The organism is Phyllobacterium sp. CL33Tsu (genome assembly GCF_900113985.1).
Lineage (GTDB): Bacteria > Pseudomonadota > Alphaproteobacteria > Rhizobiales > Rhizobiaceae > Phyllobacterium > Phyllobacterium pellucidum.
On the sequence record NZ_FORJ01000008.1, the window covers coordinates 19,033 to 34,829 of the forward strand.

The 15,797-nt window shown below is 60.2% G+C and carries 13 protein-coding genes; 9 read left to right on the forward strand and 4 right to left on the reverse strand.

All coding sequences use genetic code 11. The annotated features are described in order from the left end of the window. Nucleotides 1–51: 51 nt before the first annotated feature. The 7 genes from BM074_RS20765 to BM074_RS20795 all read left to right on the forward strand — a co-directional run bounded on the left by BM074_RS20765 (nucleotide 52) and on the right by BM074_RS20795 (nucleotide 8,746). Nucleotides 52–2,148, forward strand: coding sequence for a bifunctional rhamnulose-1-phosphate aldolase/short-chain dehydrogenase (locus tag BM074_RS20765; RefSeq protein WP_091924974.1), 2,097 nt, complete (start codon nucleotides 52–54; stop codon nucleotides 2,146–2,148). A gap of 20 nt (nucleotides 2,149–2,168) precedes the next feature. After that, entirely contained in the window at nucleotides 2,169–3,461 is a 1,293-nt protein-coding gene (gene rhaI / locus BM074_RS20770; RefSeq protein WP_091924977.1) for an L-rhamnose catabolism isomerase, read from the forward strand. A 141-nt stretch (nucleotides 3,462–3,602) separates the two neighbouring features. Next, a complete protein-coding gene (locus BM074_RS20775) occupies nucleotides 3,603–5,132 on the forward strand; it encodes an ABC transporter substrate-binding protein (protein WP_091924980.1) in 1,530 nt (509 codons plus the stop codon). Nucleotides 5,133–5,213: 81 nt separating this feature from the next. Beyond that, nucleotides 5,214–6,155, forward strand: coding sequence for an ABC transporter permease (locus BM074_RS20780; protein WP_175499087.1), 942 nt, complete (start codon nucleotides 5,214–5,216; stop codon nucleotides 6,153–6,155). Next, nucleotides 6,155–7,024: an ABC transporter permease gene (locus tag BM074_RS20785; RefSeq protein ID WP_027233141.1), complete on the forward strand. Its 870-nt coding sequence runs from the start codon at nucleotides 6,155–6,157 to the stop codon at nucleotides 7,022–7,024. Before BM074_RS20780 ends, BM074_RS20785 begins: the two co-directional genes overlap by 1 nt. A 2-nt stretch (nucleotides 7,025–7,026) precedes the next feature. After that, nucleotides 7,027–8,238, forward strand: a complete 1,212-nt coding sequence (locus tag BM074_RS20790; protein ID WP_091924982.1) for an amidohydrolase/deacetylase family metallohydrolase — start codon at nucleotides 7,027–7,029, stop codon at nucleotides 8,236–8,238. A gap of 10 nt (nucleotides 8,239–8,248) precedes the next feature. After that, nucleotides 8,249–8,746 carry a RidA family protein gene (locus tag BM074_RS20795; RefSeq protein ID WP_051615331.1) on the forward strand — a complete coding sequence of 166 codons (498 nt, stop codon included), beginning with the start codon at nucleotides 8,249–8,251 and terminating at the stop codon, nucleotides 8,744–8,746. 11 nt (nucleotides 8,747–8,757) lie between these two features. Here the strand turns inward: BM074_RS20795 and BM074_RS20800 are convergent, their stop codons facing one another. Beyond that, complete coding sequence (locus BM074_RS20800) at nucleotides 8,758–9,564, reverse strand: IclR family transcriptional regulator (RefSeq protein ID WP_091925274.1); 807 nt, start codon at nucleotides 9,562–9,564, stop codon at nucleotides 8,758–8,760. 126 nt (nucleotides 9,565–9,690) lie between these two features. On the opposite strand from BM074_RS20800, the gene BM074_RS20805 reads away from it, so the two are divergent. Both BM074_RS20805 and BM074_RS20810 read left to right on the forward strand, forming a co-directional pair. Further along, nucleotides 9,691–10,902 (forward strand): aminotransferase class V-fold PLP-dependent enzyme, encoded by a 1,212-nt coding sequence (locus tag BM074_RS20805; protein WP_091924985.1) that lies wholly within the window; start codon nucleotides 9,691–9,693, stop codon nucleotides 10,900–10,902. A 16-nt stretch (nucleotides 10,903–10,918) separates the two neighbouring features. Next, nucleotides 10,919–12,733: an ABC transporter ATP-binding protein gene (locus tag BM074_RS20810; RefSeq protein ID WP_091924988.1), complete on the forward strand. Its 1,815-nt coding sequence runs from the start codon at nucleotides 10,919–10,921 to the stop codon at nucleotides 12,731–12,733. Nucleotides 12,734–12,776: 43 nt separating this feature from the next. On the opposite strand, the gene BM074_RS20815 is transcribed toward BM074_RS20810, so the two are convergent. The 3 genes from BM074_RS20815 to BM074_RS20825 are packed head-to-tail and all read right to left on the reverse strand — an operon-like array spanning nucleotide 12,777 to nucleotide 15,772. Then, on the reverse strand, nucleotides 12,777–13,976 hold the full coding sequence (locus BM074_RS20815; RefSeq protein ID WP_091924991.1) for an extracellular solute-binding protein: 1,200 nt from the start codon (nucleotides 13,974–13,976) through the stop codon (nucleotides 12,777–12,779). 27 nt (nucleotides 13,977–14,003) lie between these two features. Then, nucleotides 14,004–15,023 carry an amidohydrolase family protein gene (locus BM074_RS20820; RefSeq protein ID WP_091924994.1) on the reverse strand — a complete coding sequence of 340 codons (1,020 nt, stop codon included), beginning with the start codon at nucleotides 15,021–15,023 and terminating at the stop codon, nucleotides 14,004–14,006. Continuing rightward, nucleotides 15,020–15,772 carry a glucosamine-6-phosphate deaminase gene (locus BM074_RS20825; protein ID WP_244533027.1) on the reverse strand — a complete coding sequence of 251 codons (753 nt, stop codon included), beginning with the start codon at nucleotides 15,770–15,772 and terminating at the stop codon, nucleotides 15,020–15,022. Before BM074_RS20825 ends, BM074_RS20820 begins: the two co-directional genes overlap by 4 nt. Between the last annotated feature and the right edge of the window lie 25 nt (nucleotides 15,773–15,797).

A 15,797-nucleotide genomic window follows, 5' to 3' on the forward strand; every position in this document is an offset into this window, starting at 1 on the left:
CGGCGCTGGCAAATCGCGCCAGACCGGCAATTGACCTATCGGGAGGCGAATATGGCAGACAGGGTCCAACTTCTGGAAAACCGCTGGGACGATGCAAAAGCAGCCGGGCTCGATGAGCCTGGCAAATTGCTCTATCGCTCCAATCTGCTCGGCGCCGACAAGCGCATTACCAATTACGGCGGTGGCAATACCTCGGCTAAAGTCAGCGAAACCGATCCGCTGACGGGCGCGACCGTTGAAGTCCTGTGGGTCAAAGGTTCGGGCGGGGATGTCGGCACCATCAAGCTCGATGGCTTCGCGACGCTGTATATGGACAAGCTGGAATCGCTGAAGTCGATCTACAGGGGCGTCGAGGATGAAGACCGCATGGTGGGGTTCCTACCACACTGCACATTCAACCTGAACAGCCGCGCCGCATCGATCGACACCCCCTTGCATGGTTTTGTGCCATTCAAGCACGTCGACCACATGCATCCCGATGCGATCATCGCCATTGCCGCCTCGAAAAATTCGCGCGAACTGACGCAGGAAGTGTTCGGCGACGAGATCGGCTGGCTGCCCTGGCGCCGTCCCGGGTTCCAGCTCGGTCTCGATCTCGGTGCCTATGTTGCCGCCCACCCCAATTCCAAGGGAGTCGTGCTCGAAAGCCACGGGCTTTTCACCTGGGCCAAAGATGCAAAAGAATGCTACGAACTCACGCTCGATATCATCAACAAGGCAATCGTCTGGCTTGACGCAAAGTCGGGCGGACGCGAGGCTTTCGGCGGTGAAGCCGTCGCGAGCCTCGATAAGCCAATCCGGCGCGCGATTGCCGCGCGCCTGATGCCGGAGATACGCGGTAAGATCGGGGTTTCGGAGCGCAAGCTCGGCCACTTCGACGACCAGCCCGCTGTTCTCGAATTCGTCAATTCGCACGATTTGCGCCCGCTTGCGGCGCTTGGAACAAGTTGCCCGGACCATTTTTTGCGCACGAAAATCCGTCCGCTGGTGCTCCAGTTCGATCCCGCCAATCCGGATGCGGATGCTGTCGTTGCTTCGCTTGACCAGGCGCTCGAAGACTACCGCACCGACTATGCGCGCTATTACAACGCGTGCAAACATGCAAACTCGCCCGCCATGCGCGATCCCAATCCGGTGATATTCCTTATTCCCGGCGTCGGCATGCTGTCCTTTGCCAAGGACAAGGCGACAGCGCGCATCGCCGGCGAATTCTATGTCAATGCGATCAACGTGATGCGAGGCGCATCCTCTGTGTCCGAGTACCAAGGGCTTTCCGAACAGGAGGCCTTCGACATCGAATACTGGCTGCTCGAGGAAGCAAAGCTGCAGCGGATGCCCAAGCCGAAATCACTCGCCGGTCGCGTCGCCTTCGTTACCGGAGGCGCCGGCGGCATCGGACGTGCGACGGCGGAACGCCTGCTCGGGGAGGGCGCCTGCGTGATGCTCGCGGATATCGATCAGGAGGCGTTGAAGCTCGCCCATGACGATTTTGCCAAGCGCTATTCATCTGATGCCGTGCGCAGCGTTCCCTTGAATGTGACTGACGAGGCCGGTGTCATCGCCAGCTATGCGGAAGCGGCCGTGGAATTCGGTGGTGTCGATATCCTGGTCTCGAATGCCGGCATAGCCTCCTCGGCTCCGATTGAGACGACCGAACTTTCGATGTGGAACCGCAACATCGACATTCTGGCGACGGGTTATTTCCTGGTCTCGCGCGAAGCTTTCAGGCTGTTCCGGCGGCAGAAGCTCGGCGGCAATGTCGTGTTCGTTGCCTCGAAGAACGGTCTTGCGGCTTCGCCGAACGCCAGTGCCTACTGCGCCGCGAAAGCCGCCGAGATACACCTTGCGCGCTGCCTGGCGCTTGAAGGCGCGGAGGCAGGAATCCGGGTCAATACCGTCAATCCCGATGCCGTGCTGCGTGGCTCGAAAATCTGGAACGGGGAATGGCGCGAGCAGCGTGCGGCTTCCTCGAACCTTCAGGTGGACGAACTCGAAGAGCACTATCGCAAGCGCTCGCTGTTGAAGCTCAACGTGCTGCCGGAGGATATTGCGGAGGCCGTATACTTCCTTGCCTCGGACGCGGCAGCCAAATCGACGGGCAATATCATCAACGTCGATGCCGGCAACGCCCAGAGCTTCACGCGTTAGGATTGTCTCGGGAGGACATGATGGCTGAACAGAAAATATCCGGCGACCTGGTCGCATCCGAGAACGACCGGCTGCTTGCCGCCCACGAGAGCGACTACGAGGCGCTTGGCGCTCATCTGGCGCGGCGCAACATCGACATCGGCGCAGTCACGAAAGAGGTAGCGCGATTTTTCGTTGCGGTGCCCTCATGGGGTGTCGGAACCGGCGGAACCCGCTTTGCGCGCTTTCCCGGCAACGGTGAGCCGAGGGGCATTTTCGACAAGCTCGACGATTGCGCCGTCATTCAGCAACTGACACGCGCAACCCCGACCGTGTCGCTGCATATTCCCTGGGACAAGGCTGATCCTGCGGAACTCAAGGCGCATGCTGACGCACTCGGTCTCGGCTTCGACGCAATGAACTCGAACACGTTTTCGGATGCACCGGGACAGACGAATTCCTACAAGTACGGCTCGCTCAGCCATGTCGACGCCGCCACCCGCGCGCAGGCCGTCGAGCACAACATCGAGTGCATCGAGATCGGCAAGGCAATCGGTTCCAAGGCACTCACGGTCTGGATCGGCGACGGATCGAATTTCCCGGGCCAGACCAATTTCGCGCAATCTTTCGAGCGCTATCTCGCTGCCATGCAGGAGGTCTACAAGGCGCTGCCCGATGACTGGCGCATCTTCTCCGAGCACAAAATGTACGAGCCCGCCTTCTATTCCACGGTCGTGCAGGATTGGGGCACCAACTACCTGATCGCACAGACGCTCGGACCGAAGGCGTTCTGCCTCGTCGATCTCGGCCATCATGCGCCCAACACCAATATCGAGATGATCGTTTCTCGTCTCATCCAGTTCAAGAAGCTCGGCGGCTTCCATTTCAACGATTCCAAATATGGCGATGACGATCTGGATGCCGGGTCCATCGATCCATACCGCCTCTTTCTCGTCTTCAACGAGTTGGTCGATGCCGATCATCGCGGCGTGACGGATTTCCATCCTGCGCACATGATCGACCAGTCGCACAATGTGACCGATCCGATCGAAAGCCTGATATCGAGCGCCAACGAGATCCGCCGTGCCTATGCCCAGGCCTTGCTCGTCGATCGGGAAGCTCTTGCCGGCTATCAGGACGACAACGATGCGCTCATGGCGTCCGATACGCTGAAGCGCGCCTATCGCACCGATGTGGAGCCAATTCTCGCGGAAGCGCGCCGGCGCGCGGGTGGGGCCATCGATCCGATCGCCGCCTATCGCCATAGCGGCTATCGGCAATTCGTAAGCGACAAGCGTCCCGCAAGCGTCGCGGGAAGCGGCGGCATCGTCTAGTCGATTTCCACTCTTGAGAATTACCGAGCAGCGCCCGGGCGCTGCTTTTTCCTTTTTTGAATTGACAGCCTTCTACACATTTGGTCTTATTCTACTATAAAGCATTATAATCCATTATAGTGGAATACGAAGGGAACTGTCATGAAGTCATTGAAGCTTGCGCTCCTTCTAGGTTCGGCACTTGTTGCTCTAAGCCCGTCGGCTTTCGCCCAGTCCAAGGGCGGCGTTATCAATGTTGCCACCATCGGCGAACCACCAACGCTCGATGCCATGGCCTCGACGGCCGATCTTGTCGGCATCGTCTCGCAGCACATTTTTGAAACGCTCTATACATTCGACAAGGCCTGGAACGTCACGCCGCTTCTTGCCGCGAGCCTTCCGGAAGTTTCGGCTGACGGCAAGGTCTATACGATCAAGCTGCGCACGGGCGTGAAATTCCACGATGGGACGGATATGGATTCGGCCGACGTCGTCGCATCTCTGCAGCGCTGGACGCAGATTGCCTCGCGCGGCAAGCAGACTGCCTCAATGATCACCTCGATCGAAGCTCTTGATCCCGCCACGGTCAAGATCACGCTGAATACGCCTTACGCGCCGCTGGTGTCGCTGCTCGCGTTCAACAACGCAGCTGCGATTATCCTTCCCAGCGAAAAGCAGCAGAACCCGATGACCGAACCGGTTGGCACCGGACCCTATATGCTGAAAGAGCGCAAGCCCGACCAGTATATCCAGCTAACCCGCTTTGACGGCTACAAGTCACCCGAAGGCAACGAGAACGGCTATGGCGGCGCGCGTCATCAATATCTTGATGAAATCCGCTTCGTTCCCGTACCGGACGCGAACACCCGCGTGCAGGGCGCTCTCTCGGGTCAGTTCGACTATGTCGACAGCCTGCCGGTCGAATCCTACGAACAGCTGAAAGGCCAGAAAACGACCGAGGCGGTCCTCCTCAAGCCTTTTGGCTGGCCGGTCTTCGTGATGAACACAAGTCAGGGCATCACCAAGAATCGGGATCTGCGCCTCGCTGTCCGTGATGCGCTCAGCGAAGAAGACATGTTGGCTGCCGCCTTCGGCAGCACCGACTTCTATGCGCTCAATCCGTCCATGTATCCTGATGGCTACAGCTGGAAAACCGACGCCGGAACGGAAGGCGCCTATAGTGTCGCCGATCCGGAGAAGGCTGCCGAGGAGTTGAAGAAGGCCGGCTACAATGGCGAGCCGCTGCGCATTCTCACCAGCCGCCAGTATGAATTCCATTACAAGATGGCGCAGGTTGCGGCGGAATATCTGAAGGCTGCCGGATTCACCGTCGATCTTCAGGTCGTCGATTGGGCGACGCTTACGCAGCGCCGTGCCGATCCCAAGCTCTGGGATATCTATATCAGCCACAGTCCGTTCCTGCCCGAACCGGCGCTGATCGGTGCCATGTCGACGAGCGCACCGGGCAATTGGGACACGCCGGCGCGCAAGGCCGCCGTCGATGCGTTCAACTCCGAGGTCGATCCGCAAAAGCGCATCGCCCTATGGGCCGAGGTGCAGAAGGTGATCTATGCCGAAGTACCGATCATCAAGATCGGCGATTTCAATGCGCTTTCGGCGAAGTCACCGAAGCTCGAAGGTTTCACGCCTGCACCGTGGCCATATTTCTGGAACGTATCGCTCAAGCAGTAGTGCTTTGCCGGGTGCGGTAGGCGACGTGCCAACTGCGCCCGGCTGCCCAGTCCTCGTCAATTTGGGATCGATTGGCCACAGATGCTCCGTTACATTATTCAACGCTTTATCGGCATGATTGTCGTGATGTTCCTGGTGGTGACGATTGTCTTCGTCATCGTCCGCGTCACGCCGGGCGATCCCGCCGCCGTCATGCTCGGGCCTGAAGCGACCGCCGCCGATATCGCCGAGCTGCGCCAGCGCCTCGGGCTCGACCAGTCGATACCGGTGCAATATGTGTTTTTCATCGGCAACCTTCTCAAAGGCGATCTCGGCCAGTCGATCTTTCTCAACCAACCGGTATTGCAGGCGCTCGCGCAACGGGCCGAGCCTACATTTTTCCTCACCATCTTCTCCCTGCTGATCGCCAGCGTGATTGCCATTCCGATCGGCGTCTACGCCGCCTATCGGCGGGGCTCGCTGTTCGACCAGGCGGCAACGGCCCTTGCCATGCTCGCCGCCAGTATTCCGAGTTTCTGGCTCGGCCTCATTCTTATGCAGGTTTTTGCCGTGCGCTTCGGACTGTTCCCGGTCTCCGGTTATGGCGGCCCGGGAACCTCGCTTGGCGAACGCCTGTCTTATCTGGTCCTCCCGGCCTTCGCGCTCGGCATCGTATCTTCCGCGCTGATCATGCGCTTCACCCGCGCCTCGATGCTTGACGTGCTCGGCGACGATTACATTCGAACCGCTCGAGCCAAGGGCGTCGGCGAGGCGAGCGTCGTCCTGGAACACGCTTTCAAGAATGCACTCATTCCGATCCTTACCGTTCTCGGCCTTACCGCCGCGGTGCTGATTTCCGGCGCGGTCGTGACCGAAACCGTGTTCGGACTTCCGGGCGTCGGCAGCCTTGTCGTTTCGGCGGTGCTGCGCCGCGATTACCCGGTGATCCAGGGCGCATTGCTGATTATCGCGGCGCTCTACGTTCTCATCAATTTCGCCATCGACATGCTCTATCTCGTCGTTGATCCAAGGGTGCGCTACTGATGACCGAAATCGTGTCCACCGCGCCCGTCAGCGAGCGCTCCAAATTCTTCCGTGTCCTGATCCGCCGCAAGACTGTGCTGTTCGGCATGATCGTGCTGGCCATCTTCGTGCTGCTTGCCGTTTTTGCACCGCTGATCACGCCGTTCTCGCCAAGCAAGCTTTCGATCGTCAACCGGTTGAAGCCGCCGGACATGAAGTTCCTCTTCGGAACCGACGAGTTCGGCCGCGACGTCTTCTCGCGCACGATCTACTCGGCGCGCCTCTCGCTTCTTGTCGGTTTCGCAGTGGTCGTCCTTGCCTCGCTTATCGGCGTCACGCTCGGCCTGCTCGCCGGCTTCTTCCAGAAGCTCGACGCGCCGATCACGCGTCTCATCGATGCGATGATGGCGTTCCCGGATATTCTCCTCGCCATCGCGCTCGTTGCTGCGCTTGGGCCATCGCTCACGACCGTGATCGTGGCGCTCAGTATCGTCTATGCGCCGCGCCTTGCCCGTATCGTGCGGGCCTCGACACTCGTCATTCGTGAACTCCCCTATGTGGAAGCGGCGACATCGCTCGGGATTTCCACACGCCACATCATGACCCGGCACGTATTGCGCAATCTTCTTTCTCCCATTCTCGTGCAGGGCACATTCCTCTTCGCCAGCGCCATGCTGGCCGAAGCCGGACTTTCATTCCTCGGCCTTGGTGTCAGCCCGGAAGTACCCACCTGGGGGACGATGATTGCATCAGGTCGCCAATATATCGGCAAGGCCGACTGGATGACCCTCTTCCCCGGTATCGCGATCGTGCTCGCCGTTCTGTCGCTGCAGATGGTCGGCGACGGCTTCCGCGATCTTCTTGACCCCCGCCTCAGAAAGGATCTCTGATCATGTCTGCCTCCCCCGCAACCGATGGTCGCCTGCTTGTGACCAACGTAAGGCCGGTTGCCTTCGGACCCGGTATGCCGTCGTCCCGCATTGACATTCTTGTCGATGCCGATGGCAAGATCGCTGCATTCGGCCCCTCGCTGAATGTTCAGGACGACATTCGCCGTATCGACGGCAACGGCGCCTGGATTTCCCCAGGCTGGGTGGATCTGCATACACATATCTGGCATGGCGGCACCGACATTTCTGTGCGCCCACAACTATGCGGCGCCGAGCGCGGCGTTACGACGATCGTCGATGCGGGATCGGCCGGAGAGGCCAATTTTCACGGCTTTCGCGAATATATCATCGATCCGGCGCGCGAGCGCATCAAGGCCTTCCTGAACCTCGGCTCCATCGGCCTCGTTGCCTGCAACCGCGTCAGCGAGCTTAGCGATATCCGTTCGATCGACATCGACCGTACCGTCGCCTGCGTCAACGAAAACCGCGACCATATTGTCGGCCTCAAGGTCCGCGCCAGCCACGTAATCACCGGCTCATGGGGCGTTACGCCCGTCAAGGTCGGCAAGAAGATCGCCAAGATCCTCAAGATACCGATGATGGTGCATGTGGGCGAACCGCCCGCTCTCTATGATGAAGTACTTGAGATTCTTGGACCCGGCGATATCATCACCCATTGCTTCAACGGAAAGGTCGGCAGCAGCATCATCGAGGATGAAGACCTGTTCGAACTCGCGGCGCGTTGCGCCGGGGAGGGCATCCGCCTCGACATCGGCCATGGCGGTGCATCCTTCTCGTTCCGCGTCGCGGAAGTGGCGATCCAGCGCGGTCTTCTGCCCTTCTCGATCTCGACGGACATACACCTGCGCAGCCTCAACTTTGCCGTCTGGGATCTGGCGACGACCATGTCCAAGCTTTTGAACGTCGGCATGCCCTTCGACAAGGTCGTCGAGGCCGTGACCCTTTCGCCTGCCTCGGCCATTGGACTGCCTACCGAAAACCTGCTTTCCGTCGGCACCCGCGCCGATTTCACCATCTTCGAGCTCGACGACTCCGATCTCACCGTCATCGACTCCATGGGCTACGAAGCGAGGCTCGAAAAGCTCTTCGAACCGCGCTGGGCGGTGCTCGGCAACGAATTGGTCAAGGCAGGTCGTCACCAGCCGGCCAAACCTGAAACTTCGGGCGCGATAGCGCCCTATTCTTACCGCTGAGGAACACGTCTTGAGCACCATACCCAGCCCGGCGGTCAGCGCCGGCAAATCACCCTACGATCGTTTGAAGGCGCTCGGGCTGACCCTGCCGCCGGCGCCAAGCCCGATCGCCAATTTTGTCACCCATATCCAGGAGGGTAACATGCTCTACCTGTCCGGGCAGGGACCGCGCGAGAACGATGGCTATCTTCACACCGGCAAGGTCGGCGGCAATGTTTCGGTCGAGGAGGCATACGAGCATGCCCGCCTCACCGGCATCAATCTCCTTGCGGTCATGCATTCGGCGCTGGGTGATCTTGGCAGGGTGAAGCGGGTCGTCAAGCTGCTGGGGATGGTCAATGCCGTTCCCGACTTCGCCGATCACCCCTCGGTCATCAACGGCTGCTCGGACCTTTTCATCAATGTCTTCGGTGAAGCCGGCAACCATGCGCGCTCGGCAGTGGGCTTCGGCTCGCTCCCGGGCAATATAACCGTCGAGATCGAGGCGATCGTCGCCCTCAAGAACTGAATGCCAGGAACCTACGAATGACTGCGCCAGCCCATTACCGTTTCGATCCGCTCCGCCGAGGCCTTCACCTCGTTGGTATAGCGTTCGGGGTTGTCGCTGACCTTCTGTTCCGGCAGAACGATGGAAATCGTGGCGATGCATGCGCCCTTGTCGTCGCAGATCGGCGCGGCAACGCAGGCAACGGCATAATCGGACTCTCCGGCCTGAATGGAAAGCCGCGCGTCGAGCGCCTGTCTGGCGGACGCCGAAAGTACGGCGGGGTCAATGACGGCGCGGCCGGTCGGCGAGGACTTGGCGCAATGCTCGAAAAGGTCGAGGCGCTCGGCTTCCGGCAGATGCCCTACGAGCAGGCGCCCCGACGCCGTCCAGTTGAGCGGAACGCGCGTGCCGACGCGGGACGTCACCTGAAAATGACCCGGACCATCGGCCATGGCAAGAACCAGCATATGGTCGCCATCGCGCCCGCACACCTGCACCGTCTCGCCGGATATGCGGCTGAGATTGTGCATTTCGTGGTTGGCGACGTTGAGAAAATCCAGCGAGCGAGCATAGGCAAGACCGTAGTGATAAAGCCGCGCGCCAAGCCATACCGAACTGTCGCTGTTGCGCGACAGCATGTTCTTTTCGACAAGGTCATCGACGATCACATAGACCGTGGAGAGCGGTGCTCCAATTGCCTTGGCGATCGCGTAGACACCCGCCGGGCTGCCGGTCTCGTAAAGATAATCGATGACTTGCAAGGCACGGTCGATGCCGCTCACACGCGAGCGGCGCGCCTTCGCGCTGTCTTCCTTCGCGATGCCGCCGGTGCTCTCCATGTCTGAAATCTTTGCGTCCACGCCACACTCCGCACCGTTCGAGTCATTCAACGAATTATTACATTATAAAGGCATAGCTGCCAAGCCGATGGAATACTTGCCGGCCGGCACCTCAAGGGGAAGACCATGACAGACCAACAAACACCGTCCGATATACGCGAATCCCTCGGGCTTCGCCGCGTCATCAACGTATCCGGCACGATGACCTCGCTTGGCGCTTCGATCGTCGTACCGCAAGCAATCGCGGCCATGAGTTCCATACTGCCGCAATTCGTCGAAATCAACGACCTGCACCGCATGGCAAGTCCCGTCATTGCCCGTCTGACAGGCGGCGAGGCCGGTTTCGTTACGGCGTCCTGTTCCGCCGGCATTACCCTGGCGGTTGCCGCGACAATGACCGGACCTGATCTCGCCGCGATCGAGCGCCTGCCTGATGCAACCGGACTCAAGAATGAGGTCCTTATTCAGACCGGCCATGTGGTGAGTTACGGGGCTCCAGTCGATCAGGCAATCAAGCTTGCCGGCGCCAAGGCCGTACTGGTTGGCCAGGCTACGTCCTGTTACCCCTATCATCTGGAAGGGGCAATCAATGAGCGTACGGCTGCGGCCGTCTTTGTTGTCTCGCACCATACCGTTCAGTACGGCCTCGTTGCGCTGAAGAAATTCGCTGAAATATGCCACGCCCGCAAGGTGCCGGTGATTGTTGATGCGGCATCGGAATATGACCTCAGGATTTTCCTCGCCGAAGGCGCTGACATAGCGATCTATTCCTCGCACAAGTTCCTCGGCGGCCCCACGGGAGGCATTGTTTCCGGGCGCAAGGATCTCGTGCGCAGTGCGTTCCTCCAGAACATGGGCGTCGGACGGGGCATGAAGCTTGGCAAGGAGAGCATCCTCGGCACGATCGCAGCGCTCGAAGCCTGGGAGAAGCGTGACCATGCCGGCATTCGCGAGAAGGAAACCGGCTACCTCCACCTCTGGAAGCAGACCCTGACCGGAAAGCCGGGCGTTACCGCGGAGATCGAAGCTGATCCGACCCATAACCCTCTGGATCGGCTGCGGGTTACCATCGATCCGCGCGAGGCGCATATCACCGCCTGGGACTTCGCCGACGCATTGGCGAAAGGCGAGCGGCCGATCATCGTCCGCGATCACGAGGCCGAGCATGGGTACTTCTACATGGACCCGTGCAACCTCCATCCGGGCGAAGAAACGATCGTCGCCGGCCGCCTCGAAGAGGAACTTCGCAAAGCGAGAGCGTCCAACGAGATCATCGCAACTCCGTTCGAAGAGCGCTACGCCCGTCGTATCTCCGGCCTGATGCGCTGGCCGGACTGATTTGAGAGGACAGCTTATGGAAAAGCCCGCCGCCCCCGTTCTTTCCGTCTCGAACCTCACCACGTCCTTCCTTGGTGATGGCCAGTGGCGACCGGTCGTGCGCAATGTCTCCTTCGACGTAGCGCCGGGGGAGACGGTGGCGATTGTCGGCGAATCCGGCTCCGGCAAGAGCGTGACGTCGCTCTCGATCATGCGGCTTCTGCAAAAGGATAAAAGCCGCATCGAAGGCAAGATCATGCTGGGTGGAAAGGACATTCTCGCCTTGCCGGAGAGACAGATGCGGTCCGTGCGCGGCAATGACGTTGCCATGATCTTTCAGGAGCCGATGACCAGCCTCAACCCGCTTTTCACGGTCGGACGCCAGATCAGCGAGGCCTTGCTGTGTCATCGCGATATCTCGCGGGCAGAGGCAAAGGCCGAGACGATCCGGCTTTTGGAAAAGGTTCGCATACCCGCGGCTGCTTCGCGGTTCGACGAATATCCGCACCGCTTTTCGGGCGGCATGCGGCAGCGCGTGATGATCGCGATGGCTCTCGCCAGCAAACCGAAGCTGCTGATTGCCGATGAGCCGACGACGGCACTCGACGTTACGATCCAGGGACAGATCCTCGATCTCATCAAACTTCTGCAGGAGGAGGAAGGCACCTCCGTCCTATTCATCACGCACGATATGGGGGTCGTGGCGGAAATCGCCGACCGCACGGTCGTCATGTATAATGGCGAAGCGGTCGAAACCGGCAACACCGACGAAATCTTCGCGAACCCGCAGCATCCCTATACGCGTTCACTGCTTTCCGCCGTACCCGTTCTTGGCTCGATGAAAGGGCACGCGCGGCCGCTGCGCTTCCCGGTGGTCGATCGTGCGACTGGCACATCGGATATGCCCGTCGAGACCGCCGATACGGTGCAGGCCGACAAGCCGCCCCTGCTTGAGGTCCGCAACCTGACGACGCGCTTCAATATTCACTCCGGCATGTTCGGCCAGCTGGAAGGGCGGGTCCACGCGGTTGAAAACCTCTCCTTCACCCTGCAGCCTGGAGAAACGCTCTCGCTTGTCGGCGAGTCTGGCTGCGGCAAATCAACGACCGGCCGCTCGATCATGCGCCTCGTTCAGCCGCAGAGCGGCGAGGTGCTGCTCAACGGTCAGGACGTCCTCGGCATGGATCCGAAGCAGATGCGAGACATGCGCCGCACCATGCAGATGATCTTCCAGGATCCCTTCGCCAGCCTTAATCCACGCATGACCGTCGGCGCCGCCATTGCCGAACCCTATCTCGAGCACAGGCTTGGAACCCGCACACAGGCCCGCGACCGCGTCGCCGATCTCCTCGAACGTGTCGGGCTCAAGGCGGATATGGCCGGACGCTATCCGCATGAGTTCTCCGGCGGGCAACGCCAGCGCGTCTGCATTGCCCGTGCGTTGGCGCTCGATCCGAAGCTTATCGTTGCGGACGAATCCGTTTCCGCCCTCGACGTTTCCATCAAGGCGCAGGTCATCAACCTGCTCCTCGACCTGCAGGCCAGCCTCAACCTCGCCTATGTCTTCATTTCGCATGACATAGCGGTTGTCGAGCGCGTCAGCCATCGCATCGCTGTGATGTATCTCGGGGAAATCGTGGAGATCGGGCCGCGGGCCGCGATATTCGAGAATCCGCAACATCCCTATACGAAGAAGCTGATTTCGGCCGTTCCGGTGCCTGATCCCGCGCGTCGCGGCGTCAGGCGCCCGGTTTCCAACGACGAAATCAAAAGCCCGGTGCGCGCCCCGGACTTCGTCGTTCCGTCGCGCCAATATGCGGAAGTCTCAAGCGGACATCTAGTGCAGATGTAGGAGAGGCCGCGGCAAGTTCGCCGCGGCTACCCAACCTCTATGCTTATTGTGCTTTCTTCTGCGACCCGACGAGTTCGTCCCACTTGCGGAACGCCAAGACCATCTGGTCCGGCTTCAGCGGAAGTTCGATGGGGTTGTTGGCAATGAGGTCGGCATATTCAGGCCTGCCGAACTCCTTGATGACATCCTGGCTGTGCTGCGGCGCCATGCTGATCGGCACGTTCTTTACGGCCGGGCCCGGATAGAGATAGCCTTCATCATAGGCATAGGCCTGCGCCTTGGGGGTGAGCAGGAAGGCCATCAAATCAAGCACGACAGCGACCTTGTCGTTCGCGATGCCGTTCGGCATGCACATGAAAAACGCATCCGACACCCAATGGAAGCCCTTCAGCGTACCGATCTTCGCCGTCTCGGGCACAATGCCGAGGGCACGGGGATTGATGTCCCATCCGGTCGTGCTGATGATGATGTCGCGCGAACCCTCGCCGAATTCCTTCATGGTCGCGCCGGTACCCGCCGGATAATAATCGATATACTGGCCGATCTCGGTAAGATAGGCCCAGGTCTTTTCCCAGCCATTGACCGGATCGTGCGGATCCTTGTCGCCGAGGAGATAGGGCAGGCCCATCATGAAGGTCCGGCCCGGTCCGGAATTGGTCGGACGCGCATACATGAAGCGGCCGGGGTTGGCCTTGGCATAGGCGAGGAGTTCCTCGGCGGTCGTCGGCACCTGCTTGACGCGCTCGGGATCGTATTCGATCAGTGGCCCCGACGGGTAGTAATTGACGACCACACCGAAACCCTGGCCTTGAGCCTTGTGCAGGGCGAGCGCCGCCGGCTCGTAGTTTTCTTCGAGGCCGGGGAGCTTGTCGGCAAAATCCGGCAGGATTTTCATCCAGGTTTCGTTGGCGAGACCTGCCGCCAACCCATCGCTGCCAGTCAGCACGACGTCGATGTCAACGCTCTTTGCCGCCTGCTGCGCCTTCAGCTTGCCGGCAAGTTCCGTTACCGGCGCCTTGGTAAAGACGATGCGGGAGGCCCGTTCAGGATAGGTCTTGGCATATTCCTCGAAGGCCGGCTGCATCAGGGCGAGTGCGCCGCCGACATCCATGACGGTGATCAGGACAGGAGCGGCGGGCAGTGCAGGCGCCGCCGCCCATGCGCCTGTGATGCCGCCTACTGCGGATACGGCGATACCGCCGAGTACCGTACGGCGGTTGATGCGAGTAAAATTATTTGTCATGTCAAATTCCCCTGTGTTTTATCGCGTTCACTTGAAAGTCCGTTCTTCGCTGCCGATCCGGACGCGGCGTATGTTCATCGCGTCCGTCCATTCGATTTCCGCGGCAGGCAAGGTGATTCCCCGCGCGCTGAGAACAGGCGCCAGCGCATCGACAAGCCGGCGGGATGCCATTTCCACGGCCTGCTCGAAGGTGGTGATGTTCCAGTGAACAAGGTTGCGCACCGCATCGTCGAGGCGAAGCGCCGATCCGGCAAGCCCGGCGAGCCCGGCCAGTCCGACGCTGCCGTCGGCCGAGCGGCGGATGCGCATGCCGGCAAAGTCATAGTCGCCGGGTTCGGCAGCGGCAGCTGCCGTCGCGTCGGTCACCAACGCCGACCGCGCGAAACCCTTGGCGCGGATGAGCGCCTTCAGCGCCGGCGGCGGAACGTGAATGCCATCGGCGATGAATGTTGCGAGCAGCCGATCGTCGGCAAGCTGCGCGAAGAGCGGATTGGCAAGCTTTGGCAGTACCTGCGGCAGGCCGTTGCCGAGATGGGTGGAAAGGCCCGCGCCGGCAGCGACCGCTGCATCGACACCTTCAAAATCGAGCGCGGAATGGCCAATCGACACAAGCCTGTCCTGGCCAACCATGGCTTCGATAAATCCGATCCCATTGCCCACTTCCGGAGCGACAGTGACGAGCAAAATCGGCCGTTTCAACTTTTTCTCAAGGTCGAGGACGAGCGCCGGATCAGCTGCGGTCATGGCGCTCGCCGGATGGCACCCCGAAAATCCGTCAGCGGGGTTGAGAAAGGGCCCCTCCAGATGGTAGCCCGGACACATCAGCGGACCGAGCCGGCTTTCTGCAACGCTCCGGTCCAGGGCGGCGAAGCGGGCGTCGAGTTCCGCCGGGGTGGCTGTAATGATCGTCGGAAGGCAGGTCGTCACGCCGCTCGCCAGCATCGCTTCGAGCGCTCGGTCCAAGGCTTCTGCGGTCAGGCCAGCGTCGTTGAAATCGACACCGGCAAAGCCATTGACCTGGATATCGACGAGGCCGGCCGTGATCATGCGAGCAGCGACGCCGAGGTGGGATCGAGCAAGAGCACGACATTGGGATGTTCCTGCACGATCGAGGCGGGATGGCGCGGATCCACCTCTCCTTCGATCGCATCCTTTACCGCCTGCGCCTTGCGCGCATCGGGCACCGAGAGGACTATGAACTTGCTCTTCATGATCTGCCGGATGCTCATTGAAACCGCCTGCTCGGGAACCGCAGCGAGATCGGGAAACCAGCCTTCGCCGAACTGCTGCTTGCGGCAGGCTTCATCAAGGGTCACGACGTTATAGGGCTCTTCGGTTTCGAAATCGGCCGGAGGATCGTTGAACGCGAGATGACAGTTTTCGCCGATCCCGGCAAAGCATACATCTATCTCGTGCCCGCTGATAAGCTTACTGATCCGCTCGGCTTCCGCGTGCGCATCACTCTCCGCGTCGATCGGATAAAACGTCACCTTGCCTGCAAGCGGTTCGACAAAGCGTTCGTTCAGATATTTGCGGAAACTTGCCGGATGGCCAATGTCCATGCCGACATATTCATCAAGGTGAAAAGCCGTCACTTTCGACCAGTCTATGTCCTTCGCCGCGACGAGATTGCGCAGGACCTCGAACTGGCTCGCGCCCGTAGCAACGATGATCGACGCCTTGCCTTTCTCCGTGATCGCCCGTCGAATGACTTCAGCGCCAAGATCGGCAGCAGCGACGCCCAGCGCCTCCTTGTCGTTCAAAATGCGTATATCCACCATCAATTTTCCGTTCATCTGCTTGTGCTTTATCGGGCTGCGG